This is a genomic window from Kitasatospora sp. NPDC059722, from assembly GCF_042733235.1.
In the GTDB taxonomy this organism is placed as follows: domain Bacteria; phylum Actinomycetota; class Actinomycetes; order Streptomycetales; family Streptomycetaceae; genus Kitasatospora.
The window spans coordinates 1-24,306 of the sequence record NZ_JBHWGD010000079.1 but is presented as its reverse complement, the minus strand read 5'-3'; the positions used below and the strand labels follow the sequence as shown (position 1 = coordinate 24,306).

At 73.0% G+C, this 24,306-nt stretch carries 22 protein-coding genes; 10 read left to right on the top strand and 12 right to left on the bottom strand.

All coding sequences use genetic code 11. The features are described 5' to 3' along the window. Positions 1 to 242 precede the first annotated feature (242 nt). Positions 243 to 1,412 (top strand): sensor histidine kinase, encoded by a 1,170-nt coding sequence (locus ACFV4F_RS34245; protein WP_380508510.1) that lies wholly within the window; start codon positions 243 to 245, stop codon positions 1,410 to 1,412. 151 nt (positions 1,413 to 1,563) lie between these two features. Here ACFV4F_RS34245 and ACFV4F_RS34240 read toward each other — a convergent pair whose 3' ends face one another. Continuing rightward, positions 1,564 to 2,664 (bottom strand): S1C family serine protease, encoded by a 1,101-nt coding sequence (locus ACFV4F_RS34240; RefSeq protein ID WP_380508507.1) that lies wholly within the window; start codon positions 2,662 to 2,664, stop codon positions 1,564 to 1,566. A 209-nt stretch (positions 2,665 to 2,873) separates the two neighbouring features. On the opposite strand from ACFV4F_RS34240, the gene galE reads away from it, so the two are divergent. Continuing rightward, positions 2,874 to 3,863, top strand: a complete 990-nt coding sequence (gene galE / locus ACFV4F_RS34235; RefSeq protein WP_380508488.1) for a UDP-glucose 4-epimerase GalE — start codon at positions 2,874 to 2,876, stop codon at positions 3,861 to 3,863. On the opposite strand, the gene ACFV4F_RS34230 is transcribed toward galE, so the two are convergent. Further along, positions 3,860 to 6,328 carry a PQQ-binding-like beta-propeller repeat protein gene (locus tag ACFV4F_RS34230; protein WP_380508485.1) on the bottom strand — a complete coding sequence of 823 codons (2,469 nt, stop codon included), beginning with the start codon at positions 6,326 to 6,328 and terminating at the stop codon, positions 3,860 to 3,862. The genes galE and ACFV4F_RS34230 overlap by 4 nt on opposite strands. A gap of 425 nt (positions 6,329 to 6,753) precedes the next feature. Here ACFV4F_RS34230 and ACFV4F_RS34225 point away from each other — a divergent pair, with 425 nt between their 5' ends. Further along, positions 6,754 to 7,401 carry a TetR family transcriptional regulator gene (locus ACFV4F_RS34225; RefSeq protein ID WP_359964992.1) on the top strand — a complete coding sequence of 216 codons (648 nt, stop codon included), beginning with the start codon at positions 6,754 to 6,756 and terminating at the stop codon, positions 7,399 to 7,401. Positions 7,402 to 7,608: 207 nt separating this feature from the next. On the opposite strand, the gene ACFV4F_RS34220 is transcribed toward ACFV4F_RS34225, so the two are convergent. The 6 genes from ACFV4F_RS34220 to ACFV4F_RS34195 form a co-directional block, all read right to left on the bottom strand. After that, positions 7,609 to 8,553 carry a beta-ketoacyl-ACP synthase III gene (locus ACFV4F_RS34220; protein ID WP_380444756.1) on the bottom strand — a complete coding sequence of 315 codons (945 nt, stop codon included), beginning with the start codon at positions 8,551 to 8,553 and terminating at the stop codon, positions 7,609 to 7,611. A gap of 143 nt (positions 8,554 to 8,696) precedes the next feature. Then, entirely contained in the window at positions 8,697 to 9,995 is a 1,299-nt protein-coding gene (locus ACFV4F_RS34215; RefSeq protein ID WP_380508482.1) for a L,D-transpeptidase family protein, read from the bottom strand. A gap of 137 nt (positions 9,996 to 10,132) precedes the next feature. Beyond that, positions 10,133 to 11,296: an aminofutalosine synthase MqnE gene (mqnE, locus tag ACFV4F_RS34210; RefSeq protein WP_380444753.1), complete on the bottom strand. Its 1,164-nt coding sequence runs from the start codon at positions 11,294 to 11,296 to the stop codon at positions 10,133 to 10,135. Positions 11,297 to 11,347: 51 nt separating this feature from the next. Continuing rightward, positions 11,348 to 12,310, bottom strand: a complete 963-nt coding sequence (locus tag ACFV4F_RS34205; protein WP_380497359.1) for a threonine/serine dehydratase — start codon at positions 12,308 to 12,310, stop codon at positions 11,348 to 11,350. A 4-nt stretch (positions 12,311 to 12,314) separates the two neighbouring features. Then, entirely contained in the window at positions 12,315 to 12,773 is a 459-nt protein-coding gene (locus ACFV4F_RS34200; protein ID WP_329930404.1) for an Lrp/AsnC family transcriptional regulator, read from the bottom strand. Positions 12,774 to 12,892: 119 nt separating this feature from the next. Next, on the bottom strand, positions 12,893 to 13,567 hold the full coding sequence (locus ACFV4F_RS34195; RefSeq protein ID WP_380444751.1) for a UbiX family flavin prenyltransferase: 675 nt from the start codon (positions 13,565 to 13,567) through the stop codon (positions 12,893 to 12,895). 66 nt (positions 13,568 to 13,633) lie between these two features. Here ACFV4F_RS34195 and ACFV4F_RS34190 point away from each other — a divergent pair, with 66 nt between their 5' ends. Further along, on the top strand, positions 13,634 to 14,377 hold the full coding sequence (locus ACFV4F_RS34190) for a cyclase family protein (protein ID WP_380444750.1): 744 nt from the start codon (positions 13,634 to 13,636) through the stop codon (positions 14,375 to 14,377). Between the two features lie 132 nt (positions 14,378 to 14,509). After that, positions 14,510 to 15,226: an MOSC domain-containing protein gene (locus ACFV4F_RS34185; protein WP_380444749.1), complete on the top strand. Its 717-nt coding sequence runs from the start codon at positions 14,510 to 14,512 to the stop codon at positions 15,224 to 15,226. Between the two features lie 42 nt (positions 15,227 to 15,268). Here the strand turns inward: ACFV4F_RS34185 and ACFV4F_RS34180 are convergent, their stop codons facing one another. Both ACFV4F_RS34180 and ACFV4F_RS34175 read right to left on the bottom strand, forming a co-directional pair. After that, positions 15,269 to 15,637, bottom strand: a complete 369-nt coding sequence (locus tag ACFV4F_RS34180; RefSeq protein ID WP_380508479.1) for a VOC family protein — start codon at positions 15,635 to 15,637, stop codon at positions 15,269 to 15,271. 67 nt (positions 15,638 to 15,704) lie between these two features. Beyond that, positions 15,705 to 16,478, bottom strand: coding sequence for a TetR/AcrR family transcriptional regulator (locus ACFV4F_RS34175; RefSeq protein WP_380508476.1), 774 nt, complete (start codon positions 16,476 to 16,478; stop codon positions 15,705 to 15,707). A gap of 102 nt (positions 16,479 to 16,580) precedes the next feature. Between ACFV4F_RS34175 and ACFV4F_RS34170 the strand changes: the two genes are divergently transcribed. Continuing rightward, on the top strand, positions 16,581 to 17,807 hold the full coding sequence (locus ACFV4F_RS34170; RefSeq protein WP_380508473.1) for an FAD-dependent oxidoreductase: 1,227 nt from the start codon (positions 16,581 to 16,583) through the stop codon (positions 17,805 to 17,807). Between the two features lie 219 nt (positions 17,808 to 18,026). Further along, positions 18,027 to 18,893 (top strand): NAD(P)H-binding protein, encoded by an 867-nt coding sequence (locus ACFV4F_RS34165; RefSeq protein ID WP_380508470.1) that lies wholly within the window; start codon positions 18,027 to 18,029, stop codon positions 18,891 to 18,893. Positions 18,894 to 18,913: 20 nt separating this feature from the next. On the opposite strand, the gene mqnP is transcribed toward ACFV4F_RS34165, so the two are convergent. Beyond that, entirely contained in the window at positions 18,914 to 19,843 is a 930-nt protein-coding gene (gene mqnP / locus ACFV4F_RS34160) for a menaquinone biosynthesis prenyltransferase MqnP (protein WP_380444742.1), read from the bottom strand. Continuing rightward, on the bottom strand, positions 19,840 to 21,291 hold the full coding sequence (locus ACFV4F_RS34155; protein WP_380508467.1) for a menaquinone biosynthesis decarboxylase: 1,452 nt from the start codon (positions 21,289 to 21,291) through the stop codon (positions 19,840 to 19,842). The genes mqnP and ACFV4F_RS34155 overlap by 4 nt, the downstream gene beginning before the upstream one ends. Positions 21,292 to 21,397: 106 nt before the next feature. On the opposite strand from ACFV4F_RS34155, the gene ACFV4F_RS34150 reads away from it, so the two are divergent. From ACFV4F_RS34150 to ACFV4F_RS34140, 3 genes are all read left to right on the top strand, one after another. Beyond that, the gene (locus ACFV4F_RS34150; protein WP_380444739.1) at positions 21,398 to 21,802 is read left to right on the top strand and encodes a PLD nuclease N-terminal domain-containing protein; all 405 of its coding nucleotides are present in this window, start codon (positions 21,398 to 21,400) and stop codon (positions 21,800 to 21,802) included. A gap of 451 nt (positions 21,803 to 22,253) precedes the next feature. After that, a complete protein-coding gene (locus tag ACFV4F_RS34145; RefSeq protein WP_380444738.1) occupies positions 22,254 to 23,855 on the top strand; it encodes an acyl-CoA carboxylase subunit beta in 1,602 nt (533 codons plus the stop codon). Positions 23,856 to 23,962: 107 nt separating this feature from the next. Further along, entirely contained in the window at positions 23,963 to 24,172 is a 210-nt protein-coding gene (locus tag ACFV4F_RS34140) for an acyl-CoA carboxylase subunit epsilon (protein ID WP_380444737.1), read from the top strand. Positions 24,173 to 24,306: the final 134 nt, after the last annotated feature.

Below are 24,306 nucleotides of genomic sequence, written 5' to 3'. Positions count from 1 at the left end.
TCCGCAAGACGTCACGTGGACAACCGGTGGACACCCCCGTACCGCCCGGAGCCGTCCGGAGAGGGACGGGGAGGGGCCGGCAGGGGTGGGGATAACCCCCGGCCCAGGAGATGTATCACCCCCATGGCACCACCCGCCCCGTGTTCGGGAAGCTTGGACCACTAGAGCGAGAGGGAGGGTGGATCCTGATGAAGCCCCTGACCCGGCGCGCCGTGGCGGCCGTCAAGGAGCAGGACGCGCGGATGGAGCGCGGCCCGCTGTACGGCGCCCGGATGTGGCGACAGGCCGGGCAGTTGATGCTGAACCTGCCACTGGGCATCGGCGGGTTCGTCTTCGCGGCGGTGATGCTGTCGGTCGGCCTCGGGCTGTCCGTGACGGTGATCGGCCTGCCGGTGCTGGCCGCCGGGCTGGCCGGCTGCCGCGGTCTGGGCGCGCTGGCCCGGCGCCGGGCGCGGTCGGCGCACGGTTCGGAGATCAGTGAGCCGGAGCCGGTGGTCCGGCGCCGCCCGGGCGTCACCGGCTTCGCCATCGCCAACCTGACCGACCTGCTGAACTGGCGCTCGGCGCTGTACAGCGTGCTGCTGCTGCCGTGGGGCATCCTGAGCTTCACCGTCACCCTGGTCAGCGTCGTCGTGCTGTGGCCGGTGCTGCCGTGGGTGATCCGCGCCGAGGCGGCGGTGGACCGGATCCTGGTCGAGGCACTGCTGTTCCCCGGCGCCCTGTCCGAGCGGGTGCGCGAGCTGGAGGAGGACCGCGGCACGGTGGTCGACACCGCCGCCGCCGACCTGCGCCGGATCGAGCGCGACCTGCACGACGGCGCCCAGGCCCGCCTGGTCGCGCTGGCGATGGACCTCGGCATGGCCAAGGAGCGGCTGCGCGAGGTGGAGACCCCGGCGGACATGGCCGCCGCGGCGTCGATGGTCGACAACGCGCACGGCGAGGTGAAGCTGGCCCTGAAGGAGCTGCGCGACCTGGCCCGCGGCATCCACCCGGCGGTGCTCACCGACCGCGGCCTGGACGCGGCGCTGTCCTCGGTGGCCGCCCGCTGCACCGTCCCCGGCGGGGTCCGGGTGAACGTCGAGCTGCGCGGCCCCGACGGCGTGGCCGAGCGCCCGGACTCGGCGGTCGAGGGCATCGCCTACTTCACGGTCAGCGAGCTGCTGACGAACGTCTCCAAGCACTCCGGCGCACGGAGCGCCTCGGTGGAGGTCTGGCGCTCCGACGACCAGCTGATGCTGCTGGTCCAGGACGACGGCCGGGGCGGCGCGACCGCCTATCCGGGCGGCGGCCTGGCCGGGCTGGCCGAGCGGGTCCAGGCGGTGGACGGGGTGTTCCTGGTGGAGAGCCCGGAGGGCGGCCCGACCACCGTCACCGTCGAGCTGCCCTGGCACACCCGGGCCGCCCGCCACTGAACACCCGGGCACACGAAGGCGCCGGCGCCCCGCCGAGGCAGTGACGGGGCGCCGGCGCCGCTCCGGTGCGGCGCGGCCGGACCGCGGAACCCTTGCGCGGTCGTGCGGCCCGGCCGGTGGCCGTACCGGGGTCCGGGGGGCCGGTGCGGCCCTAGGAGGTCGTCTCCAGCGTGCCGAGGGTGACGTCGGCGGTCTGCGCGTTGCCGTCCCGGGTGTACGTCACGGTGGCCTTGCTGCCCGGCGTGAGCGAGGCGAGGGCCGTGGTCAGGGCGTTCAGCGAGTCGACCGCGGCGTCGCCGATCTTGGTGATGACGTCCCCGGGCTGGAGCCCCGCCGAGGCGGCCGGGCCGCCCGCGGTGACCGAGACGATCACCGCGCCGGCCGGCTGGAACTGCTGGTTGAAGCTGGTCCGGGCGGTGACGCCGAGCGCGGCCCGGCCGGAGTTGGTCACCTTGCCCTGCTTGATCAGCTGGTCGGTGATGTTGGTGATGGTGGACGCCGGGATCGCGAAGCCGATGCCGGGCGCGGCGGCGCCGTTGGCCTGCGGCTCGGTGGCCGCGAGGGTGTTGATGCCGATCACCTGGCTGTCCAGGTTGACCAGCGCGCCGCCGCTGTTGCCCGGGTTGATCGCGGCCGAGGTCTGCACCATGTTGCCGATCGTCGCGCCCGGCGATCCGCCGCCCCTGGGCTCGGAGACGGTCCGCCCGGTGGCCGAGACGATGCCCTGGGTGACGCTGCTGGAGAGCCCGAGCGGGCTGCCCATGGCGAGCGTGATCTGGCCCAGCTGGACCTTGCCCGAGTCCCCGAAGGTGGCGGGCTTGAGGCCGCTCGGCGGGCTGCTCAGCTTGATCACCGCGAGGTCGGAGTCGGGGTAGCTGCCGACCAGAGCGGCGTCCAGGGACTTGGTGCTGTTGGCCAGGGTGACGGTGAAGGTGGTGGCGGACCCGACCACGTGGGCGTTGGTGACGATGTCGCCCTTGTCGTCGTAGACGATCCCCGAGCCGAGGCTGTCGCCGGTGGTGATCTGCACCACGGACGGCAGGACGTCGGCGATGACCTTCTGGTAGGCGTCCTGGAGCTGGTTGCCGGTCATGGGCGGGGCCGAGGAGCCCGACGCGGCCGGTGACGGGGCCGCGGAGGACGAGGCCTGGCCCGGGGCCGAAGACTTGGCCGACGACGACGAACCGCTGCTGCACCCGGTCAGCGCCAGCGCGGCGGCCGTCAGGACGGCGACCGCACCGGGGGCGCGCAGCCACCCGCGGAACGCCTTGGGGCCGGTAGGCCGCGGACCGGCCGGGAGGGGACGGTTGTGTTCCTTCTTTCGGCTCACCTTGGCTGCCTCCGATTCGTCACCAGGCCGAGAGCACAGAAATCTTTGTCAGCATTTCACCGATTTGTCCGAATTGCTGGCTGGACTCGCCCGGCCACACCGGTCAAAACGGGACGGCCTAGGATCGGAGCATGACCTGGTTGATCACTGGCGGTGCCGGATACATCGGCGGGCACGTGGTCCGTCAGCTGCTCGACGCGGGCGAGAGCGTGGCCGTCCTGGACGACCTCAGCACCGGCGATCCGAGCCGGCTGCCGGCCGACGTCGCGCTCGTCAAGGGCTCCACGCTGGACCGCGCCGTCGTGTCCGCCGCCATCCGCGAGCACGCGGTGACGGGGATCCTGCACTTCGCCGCGAAGAAGCAGGTGGGCGAGTCGGTCGAGCGCCCGTTCCTCTACTACCGCGAGAACATGCTCGGCCTGCAGACCGTCCTGGAGGCCGCCGCCGACGAGGGCGTGCGGCGCTTCCTGTTCTCCTCCTCGGCCGCCGTCTACGGCATGCCGGACGTCGACCTGGTCACCGAGGCCACCCCCTGCGCGCCGATGAACCCGTACGGCGAGACCAAGCTGGCCGGCGAGTGGCTGGTCGCCGCCGCCGGGCGGGCGCACGGCATGTCGACGATCTCGCTGCGGTACTTCAACGTGGCCGGCTCCGGCACGCCGGAGCTGGCCGACACCGGGGTCTTCAACCTCGTCCCGATGGTCTTCGAGCGCCTCACCACCGGCCGGGCGCCGCGCGTTTTCGGCGCGGACTACCCCACCCCGGACGGCACCTGCGTGCGCGACTACATCCACGTGGCCGACGTCGCGTCGGCCCACGTCGCGGCCGCCCGCCGGCTCGCCGCCGACCCGCCGGGCGACACCGCGCTGGTGCTCAACATCGGCCGCGGCGAGGGCGTCAGCGTCCGCGAGATGCTCGCCCTGATCGGCGAGGTCACCGGGCGGGACACCACCCCGGAGGTGACCCCGCGCCGCCCCGGCGACCCGGCCCGGGTGGTGGCCTCCGCCGACCTGATCGGCCGCGAGCTGGGCTGGCACGCCCGGTACGACGTCGCCGAGATGGTCGCCTCCGCGTGGGAGGGCTGGTGCCACCACCACCCGGAGGCCCGCGACAAGCGTTAGCGGGCGGGCACCGCCGTGCCGTAGAAGGCGTCCAGCGCGTACACGCAGCGGTCCTTGGAGCCGACGAACACCCGGCCGCCGACCGCCACCGGGGAGCCGGTCAGCTCGCCCTTGGTGCCGAGCTCCCAGCGCAGCTGACCGCTCGCCAGGTCCACCGTGTGCAGCGAGTGGTCCCGGCTGCCGAGGTGGACCAGGCCGTCCGCGACCGCCGGGGAGCCGACGATCTCGCCGCGCGCGGTGTAGCGCCAGCGCTCCCGGCCGGTGGCCGCCTCGAAGGCGTACAGCACCTCGCCGCTGCCGACCAGCACCATGCCCTCGCCGACCACGACCGGCTCGGCGCCCTGGCGGCCGCCCGTGGCACCGCGCCAGCGGTCCCGGCCGGTGGCCGCGTCGAGCGCGTACACGGTGCCCAGGTAGTCGGCGACGTAGACGGCGTCCGCGTCCAGCGCGGGCGGGGTGAAGAGCACCACCGGCGCCTCGAAGCGCCACCGCTCGGCGCCGCTCGCCGCGTCCAGGGCGTACACCCGGGTGCCGGCCGTCACGTACAGCACGCCGCCGCGCTCGACGGGGTGCGACGGGACGTCCTCGCCGACCGGGAAGGACCAGCGCAGGCCCGCGCCGCGCGGGTCGACGCAGCGCAGCCGCCCGGCGCCGTAGTAGTACGCGGCGCCGGCCACCAGGACGGGCCCGGACTGCGGGTTCTCGTAGTCCTGCTGGGCGTCGTCGGCGCGCCACAGCTCGGCGCCGGTGGCGGCCGAACGCAGCTGGACGCCGCCGCCGCGCACGCCGCAGCACAGCACGCCGTCGGCGGCGGACAGCGAGTAGACCCAGCCGTCCAGCGAGGTGCGCCAGCGCTCGGTGCCGTCCGCGACGTCCACGGTGTACAGGTGCGGTCCGTCGGCCGCGTGCACCCGGCCGGCGTCCACGGCGAGCGCCCAGGCCACGTCCCGGGTCTTGTAGCGGCGCTGGCCGGAGGCGATGTCCAGCGCGTGCACCTCGAAGCTGGAGACGAACAGGGTGCCGTCGGCGACCACCGGGGTGCCCCAGACGTCGTTGGACATCCGGAACCGCCAGGGCCGCCAGCGCGGCGCCGGAGCCGGGGGCTGGACGGGCGCCGGGAGGGGCGTCCGGGCCGGCGGCGGGGTCGCCCGGCGCACCCACTCGGTCTCGGCCGGCGTGGCACCGGGGCCGGTCTGCTCGTGCTCGGCCCGCGGACCGGGGCCTATCCGCACGGACGCGCCGGGCAGCCGCACCTCGGCGCCGCCGCCGTCGGTGGGCGCCCGGTGCTTGTTGGGCGAGCGGATCTTCTCGGTGGCGATCTCGGCCTCGGACGCCTGGCCCGGCCGGACGTGCACCGGACCGAGCGGCGGCGGGGCGTGGCCGCCCGGGTGCTGGGTGCGCGGGTCCTCGACGCCGGGACGCTGCGTCGGCACGTTCTGGTGCGGCACGCTCTGGTGCGGGACGGGCCCCGGCGGGACGGGGGCCGGCGCCTCGGCCGGGTGCAGCGGCCCGACGCCCTGCGGGGTCACGGGCGGCGCGGGAGGTGCCGGGGGTGCGGGCGGCGCGGCAGGCTGGCGCCGGCCGCGCTTGCGCTCGATCAGCTCCAGCGCGTTGGCCGGGAGCCAGTCCCCGGCCTCGCCGGAGGCGTCGTCCCGGGAGAACAGGTGCGGGGCCAGTTCGGTCTGGATCTGCGCCGGGGTGGGCCGGTGCTCGGGCGAGGGCCGCATGCAGGCGCGGACCAGGTCCATCAGCTCGACCGGCATCCCCGAGTAGTCGGGCTGCTCGCGCAGGAGCTGGAACACCGTCTCGACCGGGTTCGAGCCGCGGAAGGGCGGGTGCCCGGTGGCGCAGAAGACCATCAGCGAGCCGAGCGAGAAGATGTCGCTGGCGCCCTGGACGGTCCGGCTGTCGCGGGCCTGCTCGGGCGACATGTAGGCGGGGGTGCCGACCGCGACGTTGGTCATGGTGAGCCGGGTGCTGGACACCCCGGCGGCGATGCCGAAGTCGATCACCTTCGGGCCGTCCTCGACCACCAGGACGTTCGAGGGCTTCAGGTCGCGGTGGATCAGCCCGGCGGCGTGGATGGACTGCAGCGCCTCGGCGATGCCGGCGACCAGCCAGCGGGTGGCGTCCACCGGCAGCGGGCCGCACTCCTCGACCAGGTCCTCCAGGGAGGGCGCCGGGATGTAGGCGGTCGCCAGCCAGGGCACGCGCGCGTCGGCGTCGGCGTCCACGACGGCCGCCGTGTAGAAGCCGCCGACCGTCTTGGCCGCGGCGATCTCCCGCGCGAAGCGGACCCGGAACAGCTCGTCCTCGGCCAGCTCCCCCCGGACGGTCTTGATGGCCACGCGCCGGCCGGAGGCGGAACGTGCCAGGTAGACCAGGCCCATCCCGCCCGCGCCGAGCCGCCCCAGCACCTCGAAGGGCCCGATCCGCCTCGGATCGTGCGCCGTCAGCTGGTCCACTCCGCTGCCACCTCCCCGTCCAGGCACCCGCCGCGTGGTGCCGGACCCGATTCTCCATGGCCGCCCGGCCCATCTCCAACCTCCCCCGCCCAGGAGCGCCGGGGGCCGCACGGACGGCACCGCCAGGTCAGTGGTCGCGGAACGGCCGGATTCTGACGCCCGCTCCGGCGGGGGCTTGCGCCCGGGCCGTCCGACGGGCTCACCGGCCGCACATCGTCCACGCCGGGTTTCCGTCACGCTCTGTCACCCGACCACCCCTCAGCGGACTCGCCGTCACGCTGTGAGATCGAAAGCACACGGGGGGGCTACATCGGGACGCGGTGAATATCCGTCCGAAGTGGTTCATGCCCCTATAGGAACCCCCGAGCGGAGTAATAGTCGCATCACCGAATCGCGCCAAGATCGTGCCACGGTAAGCTGACGGCATGACAGGACAAGTTCGCACCGTCGACGGTCGCGTCGCCGGGCGACGCGGACAGGAGACGCGGCAGAAGCTGCTCGACTGCCTCCGCGAGATGCTCAGCACGTCGCCCTATCGGGACGTCAAGGTCATCGACGTCGCCCGTATGGCGGGTACCTCCCCCGCGACCTTCTACCAGTACTTCCCGGATGTCGAGGGCGCTGTCCTCGAAATCGCCGAGGAAATGGCCAAGGACGCCGACACCCTCAAAGAGCTGGTGGCCGGAAAGTCCTGGGCAGGGAAGTCCGGACCGACCACTTCGGAAGAACTGGTCGACGGATTCCTCGCCTTCTGGCGCAAGAACGACGCCATTCTCCGAGTGGTCACGCTCGGTGCCGCCGAAGGGGACAAGCGGTTCTTCAAGATCCGCATGACCGTCCTCAACGCGGTCGCCAAGCCGCTCGCGGATGCCGTCCGGGAACTCCAGGCGAAGGGACAGGCCGACAAGTCACTCGATCCCAACGCCGTCTCCGGGGCCCTGGTCTCGCTGCTCGCCTCGGCAGCCGAGCACCAGAAGGCCTTCACCTCCTGGGGCGTCAAGGTCAAGGACCTCAAGCCCAACCTCGCTCCCCTGGTGTACCTGGGCGTCACCGGCAAGAAGGCGCCCAAGTAGACCATCCGCTCATCCGACCATCCGCCCGCGCGCAGCCCCGGCCTCCTGTCCGGGGAACGACGGACGGCGGCCGTGTCCTCGGGGGAGGTCCGCCGACGTACCGCAGCGCGCCAGGGCCAGACATGCCGGTGGGCGGGCACCCCTCACACAGGGTGCCCGCCCACCGGCATGTTCCGCGTCAGGCGCCGGGACGGCGCCGGGGCCGCCTCAGGGGCAGCGGACCACCTGGCCGGCGTAGGCCAGACCGCCGCCGAAGCCGAACAGCAGGACCGGGTCGCCGGGCGACAGCTCGCCGCGCTCGACCAGCTTGGAGAAGGCCAGCGGGATCGACGCGGCCGAGGTGTTGCCGGACTCCACGACGTCCCTGGCCACCACCGCGTCGGTGACGCCGAGCTTGTTGGCGATCGCGTCGATGATCCGCAGGTTCGCCTGGTGCGGCACGAAGCCCTTCAGCTCGGACGGGTCGATCCCGGCCCGCTCGCAGGCCTGTCGGGCGAGCGGGGCGAGCTGGGTGGTGGCCCAGCGGAAGACCGACTGGCCCTGCTGGCTGATCACCGGGTCCCAGCCGGTGATCACCACGGCGTCGCCCTTCTCCGGCTCGGAGCCCCAGACCACCGGGCCGATGCCCGGCTCGGCGCCGTCCTCCTGGGCCTCGACGACCGCGGCGCCGGCGCCGTCGCCGAAGATCACGCAGGTCGAGCGGTCGGTCCAGTCGAGGGTGTCGGACATCCGCTCGGCGCCGATCACCAGCGCCCGGCGGGCCGCGCCGGCCCGGATCGCGTGGTCGGCGGTGGCCAGCGCGTACGAGAAGCCGGAGCAGACCGTGTTGATGTCGTAGGCGGCGGGCGCCCGGACGCCGAGCCGGGCGGCCACGGCGGCGGCCGTGTTGGGGCTGCGCTCGACGGCGGTGCAGGTGGCGACCACGACGAGGTCGATCTCGTCGGCGGTGCGGCCGCTGCGGGCCAGCGCCTTCTGGGCCGCCTCGGTGGCCATGTCGACCAGGGTCTCGCCCTCGGCGATGTGCCGGGTCCTGATCCCCACCCGGGCACGGATCCACTCGTCGGTCGTGTCGACGAGCGTGGCCAGGTCGTCGTTGGAGAGGACCTTGGGGGGCTGGTAGTGACCGAGTGCCACGATGCGCGAACCGCTCATGCTGCCATGCAACCGGGTTACCCGCTGGTCAGCCGGGCACCATCGGCTACAGGATCCGCCCCCGTGAACTGTAGGTAGCCGACAAGGGGCGTTGCGGCACTTGGGGTTCCGCTTGGCCCGCGGCCGGATCGTCCGGTCCCGGGTCAGGCCGCCAGCGAGGTCGCGTCGCCCATCACGATGACCGGGTGGGCGGCCGGATCCAGGGTGCGGATGAGCTGCGCCATCTTGTCCTCGGGGATGGAGACGCAGCCGTGGGTGGGGCCGTCGTGGTCGACGTGGAGCCAGATGCCGCCGCCCTTGGACTTGCCGTCGGGACGGCGCGGGTCGAGCGGGGAGGAGCCGGGGACCCGGTTGTAGTTGATCGCCACGACGTAGTCGAAGGAGCCGGCCAGCTGGTCGCCGAAGAAGCCCGTCCCGGAGACCACGAAGCTCGGGTCCTTGTCGTACGGGAGCTTGCTGCCGGGGTCGGCGTTGCGGCCGCCGGCGTCGGTCAGCGAGAAGACGCCGATCGGGCTGCGCAGGTCGCCCTCGTTGTGGCCGGTGGTCCAGCCGTTCTTGCCGTTGTGGCCCTGCCAGGTCTCGCCGGGCAGCCAGCGGCCCTCCGGGGTCCGGGTCCACAGCGTGACGCTGTTCTTGTCGGTGTCCTTGCCCTGGCCGGTGGCCACCACGACCTGGTTGGTCTGCGTGGGTATCCGGGCCGTGAAGGACGCGCCGAGGCCGGGTATCGCGGCCACCGAGCCGTCGTCGCGGGTCTCGCTCCGGCCGGCCACGGCGGCCTGGTTCTGCCGGTCCGCGGCGGCCTGGGCGGCGGCGGCCGGGGCGGGCCGGTCGGGCGTGCTGACGCCCTCCGGGCCGGGGCCGTCGGCGGTGGTGACGCCGGGCTTGGCGGTGTCCTGGCCGACGGTGTACCAGCCCGCGGCGGCCGCGACCAGCAGCGCGGTGCCGGCCATCACGGCCTTGCCGTGACTCTTCTTCTTCGCCTTGCGGCGGCGGCCCCGGGCGGCCGTCCTGGCGCCCACGGCGGGGGTGGCGGCGGCCTGCGGCGCGGGCTCGGACAGGTAGACCGGCTCGGGCTCGTACGGCGGCTCCGGCGCGTACAGCGGCTCGGGCGTGTAAAGCGACTCGGGCGTGTAAAGCGGCTCGGGCTCGTAAAGCGACGACGCCGCCTCGTACAGCGGCTCGGGCTCGTACAGCGGCTCCGGAGCCTCGTAGGCCTCCGGTGCCTGCGCGTACGGCTGGAACGATTCGCCGTACGCGGCGAAGTACCCGTCAGCCGGCTGCGCGTACGGCTGGTACTGGCCGTACGGGGCCTCGTGGACGGGCTCCTGGTACGGCTCGTAGGAGCCGTACGACGGCTCGTGCGGCTGCTGCGGCACGCCGTGCGCCGGCTCCTGCATCGGCTCGTACGGCGGGTACGCGGTGGCGCGATGTGAACCGGACATGGGGCCGATCCTGCCAAACGGCGTACCCGTTGGTAAACCCGGGGCGTTGTACGGGAGCTGTGAAGACGCCCGTCCCCCGGGCCGGCGGTGCGGCCCGGGGGACGGGAACGTGCAGGTGGGAGCGCGACGGGCGCAGCTCAGAGGCGCATCGCCTGCGGGGTCTCGCGGAGCGTCAGGTCGGGGCCCTCGTACTCGCGGATGACCTCGTAGCGGGTGTTGCGCTCGACCGGGCGGAAGCCGGCGTCGCGGATCAGGCCGAGCAGGTCGTCGCGGCCGAGCTTGTTCGGGGTGCCGAAGTTGTCCGCGTCGTGGGTGATCTTGTACTCGACCACCGAGCCGTCCATGTCGTCCGCGCCGTGGCTGAGCGCCAGCTGGGCGGTGGTGACGCCGTGCATCACCCAGAAGACCTTGACGTGCGGGACGTTGTCGAAGAGCAGCCGGGACACGGCGAAGGTCTTCAGCGCCTCGGCGCCGGTGGCCATCTCGGTGCGCGCCATCAGGCGGTTGCGCACGACGCCGTCCTTGGAGTCGTGGAAGTCGTGCTGGTAGCGCAGCGGGATGAAGACCTGGAAGCCGCCGGTCTCGTCCTGCAGCTCGCGCAGCCGCAGCACGTGGTCGACGCGGTGGCGGGGCTCCTCGATGTGCCCGTACAGCATGGTGCAGGGCGTCTTGAGGCCCTTGGAGTGCGCCAGCCGGTGGATCCGCGACCAGTCCTCCCAGTGGGTGTCGTGGTCGACGATGTGCCGGCGGACCTCCCAGTCGAAGATCTCCGCGCCGCCACCGGTCAGCGACTCCAGGCCGGCGTCGATCAGCTCGTCGAGGATCTCGTCCGCGGACAGGCCGCTGATCTTCTCGAACCAGTGGATCTCGGTGGCGGTGAAGGCCTTCAGCGAGACGTTCGGCAGGGCCGCCTTCAGCTCCCGCAGCGAGCGCGGGTAGTAGCGCCAGGGCAGGGTCGGGTGCAGGCCGTTGACGATGTGCAGCTCGGTGAGGGACTCGACCTCCATCGCCTTGGCGAGGCGGACGGCCTCCTCGATGCGCATCGTGTACGCGTCCTTCTCGCCCGGCTTGCGCTGGAACGAGCAGTAGGCGCAGGACGCGCTGCACACGTTGGTCATGTTGAGGTGGCGGTTGACGTTGAAGTGGACGACGTCGCCGTTCTTCCGCGTCCGCACGTGGTGCGCCAGGCCGCCCAGCCAGGCCAGGTCGTCGCTCTCGTAGAGCGCGATCCCGTCCTCGCGGGTCAGCCGCTCACCCGCGTAGACCTTCGCCTCCAGCTCGCGCTTGAGCCCTGCGTCCATGCGGTGACCCGCCTCCTCCGACTTCGATTCCTTGCCGGAACGAGCGTACGCCTATGCCGAGAGCAGCTCCGCGAGCAGTGCCGGTTCGATGTTCCCGCCGCTCACGACGGCCGCGACCGACCGGCCGCCGGTCTGCTCCGCGCGGTGGAAGTAGGCGGCCGGGGCGACCGCGCCGGAGGGTTCGGCGACGAGGCGGCCGCGGCGGGCGAGCAGGGCGACGGTGGCCCGGATCTCGTCCTCCGTGACGGTGACGATGTCGTCCACGTAGGCGGTCAGGTGCTCGTACGGGAGCACCCCGACGGACGGGGTGCGCAGGCCGTCCGCGATGGTGCGGTAGGTGTCGGCGACCGGCCACTCGACCCGGCGGCCGGTGCGCAGGCTCTCCCGCGCGTCCGCCGCGAGCTCCGGCTCGACGCCGACCACCCGGATCTCCGGACGGGTGAGCTTGAGCGCGGCCGCCGTCCCGCCGATCAGGCCGCCGCCGCTGACCGGCACCAGGACGGTGTCCAGTCCGGCCGGGGCGTCCTCGGCGATCTCCAGGCCGACCGTGCCCTGGCCCGCGATGATGTACGGGTCGTCGTACGGCGGCACCCACACGTAGCCGTGCCGCTCGGCCAGTTCGCCGGGCAGGGTGTCCCGCTCCCCCGGCGGCACGAGGATCACCTCGGCGCCGAACCCGCGGGTGGCCTCCACCTTGACGGCGGGCGAGGTGTCCGGCATGACGATGACGGCCTTGATCCCCAGCAGCCCGGCCGCGTACGCGACCGCCTGCGCGTGGTTGCCGCTCGACTGCGCGACCACCCCGCGGGCCCGCTCGTCGTCGGTGAGCACGGCCAGCCGGTTGTAGGCGCCGCGGGTCTTGAAGGCACCGGTCGGCTGGAGGTTCTCCGGCTTCAGCCAGAGGCGGCGCTCGCCCTCGGCCGCCCACGGGGCGGGGACCAGCGGGGTGCGCACCGCGACCCCCGCGATCCGCTCCCGGGCCGCGTGCAGCTCCTCCAGACCGACCAGTGCCATGACGTCACTCTCCTTCGGGAGGGAGATCGCTCACCCGGTTCTCCCACTTGGTGGAGAGTACGACGGTGGTGCGGGTGCGGGCCACGCCCTTCGTGCCCGAGATCCGCTTCACCACCGACTCCAGGCCGGCCACGTCGGCCACCCGGACCTTGAGCATGTAGGAGTCGTCACCCGCGATGAACCAGCAGTCCTCGACCTCGTTGAGGTCCTTCAGCCGGAACGCGACGTCCTCGTGGTCGGCCGCGTCGGTCAGCTGGAGACCGATCAGGGCCGTGACGCCGAAGCCGAGCGAGGCCGGGTTGACCGTCGCGCGGTAGCCGGTGATGACACCGGCCTGCTCCAGGCGGTTGATGCGGTCCGTGACGCTCGGGCCGGAGAGTCCGACCAACCGGCCCAGCTCGGCGTAGGACGCACGGCCGTTCTCCCGGAGCGCCTGGATGAGCTGTCTGTCCACCGTGTCCATATACCGTCCGCGTCCTTCCGAACCTCACCAGACCCACAGATCATTATCCGGATTCAAAGGCGCCGTGCAGGGACCAACCCGGATATCGCAGAGAACATACTCTCCCGGCCCCGGCTTCCTCACTCCCCCTCAGCCGTCGCCGGTGCGCCGCCGCCGCTCCGGCGCGCCGCCGCGCCCAACTCCCCTTCCCAGCGCAGGTACAGGGAATGCGGCACGCCGACGGCGTCCAGCACCCGGCCGGCGACGAAATCGACGAGTTCGCGCACGGTGGAGCCGCCCGCGTAGAAACCGGGCGACGCGGGGAGCACGACCGCGCCCTGCGCGTCCAGTTCCACCAAGTGCTTCAACGTCACCCCGTTGAGTGGCGTCTCGCGGACGCACACGACCAGCGGGCGGCGCTCCTTGAGGGTGACGCTGGCCACCCGCTGGAGCAGGTCCTTGCTCAGGCCGAGCGCGATCCCGGCCACCGCGCCGGTGGTCGCGGGGACGACCAGCATGCCCTTGGCCGGGTAGGAGCCGCTGGACGGGCCGGCCGCGAAGTCCCCCGCGGACCAGTAGCGGACGTCGTCCAGGCCCTCGTCACCGCCCAGCCACTCGGCGAGGTCGGTGCGCCAGTGGGCGTCCCGGAAGGAGATGCCGGTCTCGTCCAGGATGGTGAGCCGGGCGGCCCGGCTGACGACCAGGTCGACGGACTCCCCGGCCGCGAGCAGCGCACGGATCACGGACGCGGCGTACGGCGTCCCGGACGCACCCGAGACCCCGACCACCCACGGTTGACGCTTCACTGTTCCCATGGGCCATTTCTATCCGGCCCCACCCGGCGTGGCCGCATCCGCGCGTCCCCCTGCGAGGATGAGGCCATGGCAGCGACCCTCGTCGACCTCACCCACCAGGTGACCACCGCGATGCCGGTCTACCCCGGCGATCCGGCGGTCGTGCTGGAGCCCGCGCTCACCACCGCGACCGCCGGGGTGAACGTGCTGGCCCTGCACCTCGGTTCGCAGTCCGGGACGCACGTGGACGCCCCGTACCACGTGGACGTGACCTGGCCGACGCTCGACGGGCTCCCGCTGGAGCGCTTCACGGGCCCCGCGGTGGTCGCCGACCTGCGCGGGCTGGAGCCCCGGGCGGCCGTCACGCCCGAGCTGCTCGCGCCCGCGCTGGAGCGGGCGGGCGAGGGGACCGTCCTGCTGCTGGCCACCGGCTGGGCGCGGCACTGGGCCACCGACGCGTACTTCGCGCACCCGAGCCTGACCCCCGACGCGGCCGAGGCGATCGTCGCGGCCGGGGTCCGCACGGTCGGCGTGGACGCGCTGAGCGTCGACCCCACCCCCGACCCGGGGCCGGGCGACCCGGCGGTGGCCGCGTTGCTCGCCGACCTCACCGACGAGCACGACCACCCGGCCGCCGACGAGCCGACCCTGGCCGCGCACCGGGTGCTGCTGGGGGCGCCCGGCGGTGGGGTGATCGCGGAGAACCTGACCGACCTGCGGGCCCTGCTGGACGCCCAGGAGGCCGGACTGCCGGTGGAGGTCTCGCTGTTCCCGCTGCGGCTGGTCGCGGCGGACGGCGCACCGGTCCGGGCGGTGGCCCGCCTGGGGTGACCCCGGTGGGCGCGGGAACGGGTCGCGCCCGCGCCCTTTTCCGGGCCGGTCCGGGAGCGTCCGGTTCCGGCCAACTGCCCAGCCAGACTTGGTCTAGACCATCCCCCGGACCCGCCGGTACGCTGTCCGCCCATGGCAGAGATCATCGGAGTGATCGAGCGACTCTGGCGCTACCCCGTGAAGTCCACCGGCGGCGAGCGGCTCGACTCCGTCGAGGTGGAGCGGCGCGGCCTGGCCGGCGACCGCCTCTACGCCGTCCGCGACGCGGCCGGCAGGTTCGGCTCGGGCAAGAACACCCGCCGCTTCCGGCGGATGGACGGCCTGCTCCGGCTCTCCTCCAGGCTCGGCCACCGGCTCGACGGCCCCGAGCTGTTCGACCCGCTCGGGCGCCCGGTCGCCGACCCGACCGCCTTCCTGCGCGCCTACCTCCAGCGCGAGGACGTCGAACTCGCCCGCGAGGACGCCGTCTCGCACTTCGACCAGCTGCCGGTGAGCGTGATCACCACCGCCACCCTCGACTGGGCCCGCGAGGCCGCCCCGCTCACCGTCGTCGACGAACGCCGGTTCCGGCCCAACATCGTGCTGCGCACCCCGCCCGGCACCCCGCCGTTCGTCGAGGACACCTGGTTCGGCCGCGAGGGCCGCACCGAAGCCCCGGACGGCGCCCGGCTCGCCTTCGTCCGCTCCAGCGAGCGCTGCGCCATGACCTCCGCCGCCCAGCCGGGGCTCCCGCACGCGCCGGAGCTGCTCAAGGCCGTCGTGGCCGCCCACGACGGCCGGCTCGACGCCCTCGCGGAGGTCGCCGCGCCGGGCCGGCTGCGCGTGGGCGACCGGCTGACGCTCGCTTGATCCATCGCAATGGAGCACGCAGGTCAATGACTTGCCGATGCGTCAGCCACGGATCAGGCACACCGGATGCCCCGCCGGATCCGCGAAGACCCGCCAGCCGCCGGCGTCGTGCAGACGGACGGCGCCGAGCGCGAGCACCGCGCGCTCGGCGGCGTCCAGGTCCTCGACGTCGACGTCCAGGTGCGCCTGCTGGGGGTGCTCCGGATCCGGCCAGCGGGGCGGGCGGTGGTCGGCGACGCGCTGGAAGCAGAGCACCGCGCCGCCGTCCAGGTGCAGCGTGGACCAGCCGTCGCCGAGTGCCCAGCGCGGATCCGGCCGGTCGACCTCGCCGCCCAGCAGGCCCGCGTAGAAGCGGGCCAGCGCGGCCGGTTCCAGGCAGTCGAGCACCAGGCACTGCAGTTTGCCGATCACGGCCTTCTCCGTCCTCCGGTGGTTGCGTCCGGGGCCGATTCTCGCCGCCGGACGGGCGGTCCGGAGCTCAGGGCAGCGCGACCGCCCGCAGGTAGGCCTCGGTGAACAGCTCGATGGCCTCGTCCCGCGAGGGCAGCCCGGCGCCGAGCGCGGGTTCGAGGACCGGCCGCAGCAGCACGTGGTTGATCACCGGGCCGAGCAGCAGCTGGACCAGCACCGGCATCGGGAGCGGCCGCAGCCGCCCGGCCTCGACGTGCGGCAGCAGCAGCCGGCCCAGGCCGTCGACCATCCGGGGCAGGTGGGCGGTCATCATCCGCGCGGCCGGGCCGTCCGGACGGCTGAACAGGTCCGCGAAGACCGCGGGGACGATCCGCGGCTCGTGCTCCAGGGCCGCCGCGTACAGCCGGTAGAGCGCCCGCACGGTGTCCGCGAGCTGCTCGGGCGGATCGGCCGCGAGGGCCTCCAGGTCGGGCAGCGGGCCGTGCGCCTCGAACACGGCGGAGAGCAGGCCGTCCCGCCCCTCGAAGACGGCGTGCAGGCTCGGCAGCGAACACCCCGCGCGGTCCGCGACGGCGTCCAGGGTGATCCCGCCCAGGCCGCGCTCGGCCACCAGCCGGGCCGCCGCGTCGACCGCGCGCTCGCGCACCGGGCGCCGCCCGCCCGGGTCGACGCCCGCCTGCCGGACGGCCTCGTCCAGGGCGCCCCGGGAGCCGCCGAGGCGGCGCAGCAGCGTGCTGCGGGAGACGCCGGCGGCCGTCGCGATCGCCGTCAGGGGGACGTCCGCGACGTCCTGGCCGCGCTCCTTCGCCGCCGCCAGCGCCGCGGCCACCAGATCCTTCATGTGGAGCATCGTACTACTTGACACCTGAGACGGTTCCAGAGAGCCTGTTTATGCGAGTTCCACGCAGAGAGTGACCAGCCAGGCACTGAGGGGAGAACTGTCATGAGCGTCGTCATCTCCGGGGGCGGACCGGCCGGCATGATGCTGGGCCTGATGCTGGCCCGGGCCGGCGTCGAGGTGACCGTGCTGGAGAAGCACGGTGACTTCCTGCGCGACTTCCGCGGCGACACCGTCCACGCGTCCACCGTGCGGCTGATGGACGAGCTCGGGCTCGGCCGCGAGTTCGCGAAGCTGCCGCAGAGCCGGCTCGGCAACATGGTGGTGCCGGTGCCCGGAGTGGGCGACGTCGCGCTGAGCGCCTTCGAGAAGCTGCCCGCGCCGTACAACTACATCGCGATGATCCCGCAGTGGGACCTGCTCGACTTCCTCCTCCGGCAGGCGAAGCAGGAGCCCTCGTTCACCGTCCGGATGAACACCGAGGCCACCGGCCTGATCCGGGAGGGCGGCCGGGTCGCCGGGGTGCGCTACCGCACCCGGGACGGCGAGGAGGGCGAGATCCGCGCCGCGCTCACCGTCGCCGCCGACGGCCGGCACTCGGTGCTCCGCCGGGAGGCCGGGCTGGTGCCCGAGGAGTTCCCCGTCCCGTTCGACACCTGGTGGTTCCGGCTGCCCCGGCACCCCGACGAGCAGGGTGTCCCGCCGAACCTCGCGCCCGCGTTCGGGCGCGGCGAGCTGGCGATCAGCCTCACCCGCGAGGACTACTTCCAGATCGCCTACTTCACCGCCAAGGGCTCCGACGCCCGCCTGCGGGCCGAAGGGATCGAGCGTTTCCGCGCCCGGATCGCCCGGCTGATGCCGCGGTACGCGGACCGGGTCGACCAGCTGGCGGGCATGGACGACGTCCACCTGCTCGACGTCCGGCTCAACCGGCTGCACCGCTGGTACGCCGACGGCCTCCTGCTGATCGGCGACGCCGCCCACGCGATGTCCCCCGCCGGCGGGGTGGGCATCAACCTCGCCATCCAGGACGCGGTGGCCACCGCCGCGCTGCTCGCCGAACCGCTGCTGCGCGGGCGCGTCACCGAAGCCGACCTCGCGCGGGTGCAGCGGCGCCGGTGGCTGCCGATGGCGGTGGTCCAGCGCATGCAGCGGCTCCTGCACGAGGTGATGTTCGCCCCGGTCGTGGCCGGCCGCCGGGTCGGCCCGCCCACCCGGCTCGTCCTGCTCGCCCGCTTCGTGCCGGGCTTCCGGCAGATCCCGTCCCGCCTGATCGCCCTCGGCCCGCGCCCGGAGCACGCGCCGGCCTTCGCCCGCCGGGCGTCGGCCTGACCGGTCGGCCGACGGCGGCGGCGCCGAGGGGCTCGAAGTCGCACGGGAGGCGCGCGGCGGACGCCGTGCGCCTCCACGCGTCCATACGCGAGAGGCGCGGGACCGGTCGCGGCCGCGCCGGGGGCGCCGGTCCGGAGGGCGCACGACGGTAGACGATCGCGCATGAACCGGAGATCCGCGCGCATGGGGGGTCTCATCTTCGCCGCATACCGTCGAGACATGACACAGAAGCGAATTGACGGCTCGTCGGACATACTCGTGGTCGGCGCCACCGGAACCGTCGGCCGGCACGTCACCCTGCAGCTGCTCGCCTCCGGAGTGCGCGTCCGGGCGCTGACCCGCCACCCGGACCTGGCCCGGCAGCCCAGGTACGTCCAGGGCGACCTGCTCGACCCGGACAGCCTGGAAGCCGCCGCCACCGGCGCCGACGCCGCCTTCCTGATCTGGCCCTACCCGACGGCCGACGGCGCCGCGGCCGCCGTCGCGGCGATGGCGCGGCACGTCCGCAAGGTGGTCTTCCTCTCCTCCGCCGCCGTCCGGGACGTGCCCGGCCGGGGCTCCGAGTCGCCGGGCCGGCCGGACGCTGCGATCGAGGCCCTGATCGCCGGCAACGGAGTCCGGTACACCTTCCTGCGCCCGCACGGCTTCACCGCCAACACCCTGCGCTGGGCCGAGGAGATCCGCACCGACGCCGCCGTCCGCGGCTTCGGCGGCGGGGCCGGGCTCAACCTGGTCGACGAGCGGGACATCGCCGCCGTCGCCGTGCGGGCCCTCACCGAGGACGGCCACGAGGGCGCCAGGTACGTGCTCACCGGCCCGGAGTCCCCCAGCCAGGAGGAGCAGGTCCGGATCATCGGCGAGGCGGTCGGCCTCCCGGCCCGCTGGGAGGAGCTCCCCCGCGACGCCGCCCGCCTGCGGATGCTCACCGCCGGCTGGCCCCCGGCCATCGTCGACCGCGCCCTCGACTTCATCCACGCCCGCATCGGCGACCCCGAGCCGGTCACCAGCACGGTCGAGGACATCACCGGCCGCCCGCCACGCAGCCTGCGCAACTGGGCCGCCGACCACGCGGCCCTGTTCCGCTGAGCGCGCCCGGGGGCCGCCGGTCAGACCCCGAGCCCCCGGATGACCAGGTCCACCAGGGCGAAGAAGAACAGCGAGATGCCGACGAAGCCGTTGGTCTGGAAGAACGCGCGGTTGAGCTTGGACAGGTCGTTCGGCCGCACGATGGTGTGCTCGTAGACGAACGCGCCGGCCACGACGACCAGGCCGATCCAGAACGCGACGCCGGCGCCGGTGAGGACGCCGAACCAGGCCAGCAGGGCCGTGGTGACGAGGTGGCAGGCGCGGGCGCCCCGGATGGCCGCCGGGATGCCGAAGCGGGCCGGCACCGAGCGCACGCCGCCGTGCCGGTCGGACTGCACGTCCTGGCAGGCGTAGATGAGGTCGAACCCGCCGATCCAGATCCCGACCGCCGCGCCGAGCACGACGGCCTCCCAGGACCAGGTGCCGGTCACCGCGAGCCAGGCGCCCACCGGGCCCATCGCCTGCGCCAGTCCGAGGATCGCCTGCGGGAAGTCGGTGAACCGCTTGCCGTAGGGGTAGACGACCATCGGCACGACGGCCACCGGCGCGAGCGCGAGGCACAGCGGGTTCAGCATGGCCGCGGCGCCCAGGAACACCACCAGGGCGACCGCCGAGCCGGTGTACGCCGTCTTCAGGGAGACGGCGCCGGTGACGAGTTCGCGCCCGGCGGTGCGCGGGTTCCGGGCGTCGATCTCGCGGTCGATGATCCGGTTGGCGGCCATCGCGAAGGTCCGCAGGCCGACCATGCAGACCGTGACGACGAACAGCTGGCCCCAGTGCACCCGCTTGTCGGCGAGGAACATGGCCGTCAGCGCGGCGATGTAGGCGAAGGGCAGGGCGAAGACCGAGTGCTCGATCATCACGAGCCGCAGGAAGGCCGACACACCCCCGCGGGTGCGGGGAGATTCGCCCTGTCCTCCGTTGCCGAGCGTACCGACTCCGGTGCTCACAGCCCGTACTCCTTCCAGCGACGCGACACGAGAGCGGCCGTGGCCGGGTCCGAGGAGACCATCTCGGGCCAGCCGCCGTCGCGGGTGTAGCCCTCCTCGGGGAGCTTGCGGGTCGCGTCGATGCCCGCCTTGCCGCCCCAGAACTGCTGGTAGGAGGCGTGGTCGAGGTGGTCGACCGGGCCCTCGACGACCGTCAGGTCGCGGCTGTAGTCGACGTTCCCGAAGGCCCGCCAGGCGACCTCCTGGTAGTCGTGCACGTCGCAGTCCGCGTCCACCACGATGATCAGCTTGGTCAGCGACATCATGTGCGCGCCCCAGATCGCGTGCATCGTCTTCTGGGCGTGCTTCGGGTACTTCTTGTCGATCGAGACGATCACGCAGTTGTGGAAGCCGCCGGCCTCGGGCAGGTCGTAGTCGACGATGTCCGGGATGATGATCTTCAGCAGCGGCAGGAAGAACCGCTCGGTGAACTTGCCCAGCGGGCCGTCCTCGGTCGGCGGGCGGCCGACCACGATGGACTGCAGGACTGGGCGGCGGCGCATCGTCACGCAGTCGATCTTCAGCGCCGGGAACGGCTCCTGCGGCGTGTAGAAGCCGGTGTGGTCGCCGAACGGCCCCTCGGGGAGCATCTCGCCGGGCTCCAGCCAGCCCTCCAGCACGACCTCGGCGTCGGCCGGCACCTGGAGCGGGACGGTCTTGCAGTCGACCATCCGCACGCGCTCACCGGCGACGAACCCGGCGAACAGGTACTCGTCGATGTCCCCCGGCAGCGGCGCGGTGGCCGCGTACGTGACGGCCGGGGGGCAGCCGAAGGCGATCGCGACCGGCAGGCGCTCGCCGCGCTTGGCGGCCACCGCGTAGTGGTTGCGGCTGTCCTTGTGGATCTGCCAGTGCATGCCGATCGTCCGGCGGTCGTGCCGCTGGAGCCGGTAGAGGCCGAGGTTGCGGATGCCGGTGTCCGGGTCCTTGGTGTGGGTGAGGCCCAGGTTGAAGAAGGAGCCGCCGTCCATCGGCCAGGTGAAGAGCGCGGGCAGCTCGTCCAGGTCGACGTCGTCGCCGGTGAGCACGACCTCCTGCACCGGGGCGTCCTTCACGTGCCGCGGCGGGACGTGCGCCATCGAGGCGAGCTTGCCGAAGGCGTCCCGGAAGCCGGTGAAGCCCTGCGGCAGTTCGGGCTTGAGCAGGCCGGCGATCTTCTCGGAGATGTCGTCCGGTCCCTTGAGGCCGAGCGCCTTGGCCAGGCGCCCCTCGGTGCCGAAGACGTTCATCGCGAGCGGCATCGACGAGCCCTTGACGTTCTCGAACAACAGCGCCGGGCCCTTGGCCTTCTGCACCCGGTCGACGATCTCGCCGATCTCCAGGTGCGGGTCCACCTCCGCCTTGATGCGCTTGAGGTCACCCTCGCGGTCGAGGGCCCGGAGAAACGAGCGGAGATCGTCGTATGCCATGCCAGTCAGTATCCGCCACCCGATAGCCTGGCTTCGTCAAGGGCCCCCGGGGAGGGCCCCAGGACGCAGCCCGCCACACTCGCCGTCGCCGGGGGAGATCGCCGCCGTGCTCAGGATCCTGACCTTCGTCGTTCCGCTCGCCCTGTGGGTGTGGGCCTTCATCGACTGCCTGACCACGCCCGAGGACGAGGTGAAGCACCTGCCCAAGGTGGTGTGGGTGATCATCGTGCTGCTGTTCCCGCTGGTCGGCTCGATCGCCTGGCTCGTGGCGGGCAAGCAGCGCGGCGGCGCGCGGGTCGCCGGCGGCGGGCCGGCCTCCGGCCGTCCGGAGCACGCGGGCCCGCGCGGCGGCCGTCCGCTCGCACCGGACGACGACCCGGAGTTCCTCGCCTCCTTGAAGAAGGACGACAAGGGGCACGAGGACATGCTCAAGCAGTGGGAGGCGGACCTGCGCCGCCGCGAGCGGGAGCTGCGCGGCAAGGACGAGCCGGAGGACGGTTCCAAGGGCTGACCCGGCCCGTTCGGGGGATCGCTCGGACAGCCCACCCGGCAGGCGTCGGGTGGGCTGTGGCGTTTTTGGCGCTTCCCTACGACTTCGGCCCCACTACCACGACTTCCCCCGGTCGTCCCACCAGACTTTAGCGACGCTTGAGCGGGGCCCCAGTCGGCTCGCCTACGCTCCTGGGTGACGGCCCTGACCTGCGCTTTCCTTCATGCTCAGATCATCGGACCATCATCTGTCCGACAACCCCCGGTATTCGAACGGACACCGAGCGCATCGGGTGAGGCCCGGTCGCTTCTGTGCAGGCCTGACAGCCAAACGCTCCCGACCTTGTACGGAATCGACGCCGAAACCAGCGCACGGCCCCTCGTACAGTCATAAGTGAAGAAAGTGATTCGCAGCCGGGGGCACAGCAGACGTTGGCTGTCGGACAGTTCCCTCACCCTTGGAGTGGTTCGAGATGACGGTTGTGCATGAGGCGCCGGTCGGCGGCGAGATCCCGGAGATCCCGGCCGACGCCCGAGGTCGGGTCGCCGAGCTGCACGAACTGCGCGAGAAGGTCCGGCGCGGCCCGAGCGAGAAGGCCACCGAGGCCCAGCACGCGAAGGGCAAGCTGACCGCCCGCGAGCGCATCGACCTGCTCCTGGACGAGGGCTCCTTCCACGAGGTCGAGCCGCTGCGCCGGCACCGCGCCACCGGCTTCGGCCTGGAGGCCAAGAAGCCGCACACCGACGGCGTCGTCGTCGGCTGGGGCACCGTCCACGGCCGGACCGTCTTCACCTACGCGCACGACTTCCGGATCTTCGGCGGCGCCCTGGGCGAGGCCCACGCGCAGAAGATCCACAAGATCATGGACATGGCCATCGCGGCCGGCGCGCCCCTGGTCTCCCTGAACGACGGCGCGGGCGCCCGCATCCAGGAGGGCGTCACCGCGCTCGCCGGCTACGGCGGCATCTTCCAGCGCAACACCAAGGCCTCGGGCGTCATCCCGCAGATCTCCGTCATGCTCGGCCCGTGCGCCGGCGGCGCCGCGTACTCCCCCGCGCTGACCGACTTCGTCTTCATGGTCCGCGAGACCTCGCAGATGTTCATCACCGGCCCGGACGTCGTCCAGGCCGTGACCGGCGAGAAGATCAGCCAGAACGGCCTCGGCGGCGCCGACGTCCACGCGGGCGTGTCCGGCGTGGCGCACTTCATCTACGACGACGAGCAGTCGTGCATCGAGGAGGTCCGCTACCTCCTGTCGCTGCTGCCGCAGAACAACCGCGAGATGCCGCCGTCCGTCCTCAGCGAGGACCCGGTCGCGCGCCGCAACGACAGCCTGCTCGACCTGGTGCCGGCGGACGGCAACCGCCCGTACGACATGCGCAAGGTCATCGAGGAGATCGTCGACCACGGCGAGTACCTGGAGGTCCACGAGCGCTGGGCGACCAACGTCCTGTGCGTCCTGGCCCGGGTCGACGGCCACGTGGTCGGCATCATCGCCAACCAGCCGCAGTCGCTGGCCGGCGTCCTCGACATCAACGCCAGCGAGAAGGCCGCGCGCTTCGTCCAGATGTGCGACGCGTTCAACATCCCGCTGGTCACCCTGCTGGACGTCCCGGGCTTCCTGCCCGGCGTCGACCAGGAGCACGGCGGCATCATCCGCCACGGCGCCAAGCTGCTGTACGCGTACTGCAACGCCACCGTGCCGCGGATCTCGCTGATCCTGCGCAAGGCGTACGGCGGCGCCTACATCGTCATGGACTCCCAGTCCATCGGCGCCGACCTCACCTACGCCTGGCCGACCAACGAGATCGCCGTCATGGGCGCCGAGGGCGCCGCCAACGTGATCTTCCGCCGCGACATCAACGGCGCCGAGGACCCGGACGCCATGCGCGCCCAGAAGATCAAGGAATACAAGAACGAGCTGATGCACCCGTACTACGCGGCCGAGCGCGGCCTCGTGGACGACGTCATCGACCCCGCCGAGACCCGTGAGGTGCTCGCCTCGGCGCTCGCCATGCTCCGCACCAAGCACGCCGACCTGCCCAGCCGCAAGCACGGCAACCCGCCGATGTAGCGGTCGCGGGCCACCGCGTCGCAGCAGCACCCGGAAGACCGCGCGCCCCACGGCGCACGGCACCGAGCGAGACCACACACCACAGCCCGGGGGAGAAACCACACACCATGACCGCTTCCGCCGAACCCCTCGTCCGCATCGTCCGCGGCTCCCTCTCCGACGAGGAGCTGGCCGCCCTCACGGCCGTCCTGATGGCGCGCGCCGCCGCCGCGCAGCAGGCCGCCGCCGTCGCGCCGGTCGAGCCGATCGCCAACTGGCAGCGCCTGGAGCGCCGCCCGGCCTACTACTCGCCGGTCAGCTGGCAGCAGGCCGCCTGACGGCCCGCCCCTCCTGACGATTCGCCGCCGACGGCCGGCCGCCCCACCCGGGGGCCGGCCGGCGCGGGGGCGCCGGTCGGTCCCGCCCCGGCGGGGCCGCCCGGCGGAAGCCCCCGGCCGGGCCGCGCGCGGGG

Bases quoted from the DNA above. Each gene is read 5' to 3' on its own strand.
- ACFV4F_RS34245 (WP_380508510.1), top strand. From the start codon at position 243: ATGGAGCGCGGCCCGCTGTACGGCGCCCGGATGTGGCGACAGGCCGGG.
- galE (WP_380508488.1), top strand. From the start codon at position 2,874: ATGACCTGGTTGATCACTGGCGGTGCCGGATACATCGGCGGGCACGTG.
- ACFV4F_RS34225 (WP_359964992.1), top strand. From the start codon at position 6,754: ATGACAGGACAAGTTCGCACCGTCGACGGTCGCGTCGCCGGGCGACGC.
- ACFV4F_RS34220 (WP_380444756.1), bottom strand. From the start codon at position 8,553: ATGAGCGGTTCGCGCATCGTGGCACTCGGTCACTACCAGCCCCCCAAG.
- ACFV4F_RS34215 (WP_380508482.1), bottom strand. From the start codon at position 9,995: ATGTCCGGTTCACATCGCGCCACCGCGTACCCGCCGTACGAGCCGATG.
- mqnE (WP_380444753.1), bottom strand. From the start codon at position 11,296: ATGGACGCAGGGCTCAAGCGCGAGCTGGAGGCGAAGGTCTACGCGGGT.
- ACFV4F_RS34205 (WP_380497359.1), bottom strand. From the start codon at position 12,310: ATGGCACTGGTCGGTCTGGAGGAGCTGCACGCGGCCCGGGAGCGGATC.
- ACFV4F_RS34200 (WP_329930404.1), bottom strand. From the start codon at position 12,773: ATGGACACGGTGGACAGACAGCTCATCCAGGCGCTCCGGGAGAACGGC.
- ACFV4F_RS34195 (WP_380444751.1), bottom strand. From the start codon at position 13,567: ATGGGAACAGTGAAGCGTCAACCGTGGGTGGTCGGGGTCTCGGGTGCG.
- ACFV4F_RS34190 (WP_380444750.1), top strand. From the start codon at position 13,634: ATGGCAGCGACCCTCGTCGACCTCACCCACCAGGTGACCACCGCGATG.
- ACFV4F_RS34185 (WP_380444749.1), top strand. From the start codon at position 14,510: ATGGCAGAGATCATCGGAGTGATCGAGCGACTCTGGCGCTACCCCGTG.
- ACFV4F_RS34175 (WP_380508476.1), bottom strand. From the start codon at position 16,478: ATGAAGGATCTGGTGGCCGCGGCGCTGGCGGCGGCGAAGGAGCGCGGC.
- ACFV4F_RS34170 (WP_380508473.1), top strand. From the start codon at position 16,581: ATGAGCGTCGTCATCTCCGGGGGCGGACCGGCCGGCATGATGCTGGGC.
- ACFV4F_RS34165 (WP_380508470.1), top strand. From the start codon at position 18,027: ATGACACAGAAGCGAATTGACGGCTCGTCGGACATACTCGTGGTCGGC.
- ACFV4F_RS34155 (WP_380508467.1), bottom strand. From the start codon at position 21,291: ATGGCATACGACGATCTCCGCTCGTTTCTCCGGGCCCTCGACCGCGAG.
- ACFV4F_RS34145 (WP_380444738.1), top strand. From the start codon at position 22,254: ATGACGGTTGTGCATGAGGCGCCGGTCGGCGGCGAGATCCCGGAGATC.
- ACFV4F_RS34140 (WP_380444737.1), top strand. From the start codon at position 23,963: ATGACCGCTTCCGCCGAACCCCTCGTCCGCATCGTCCGCGGCTCCCTC.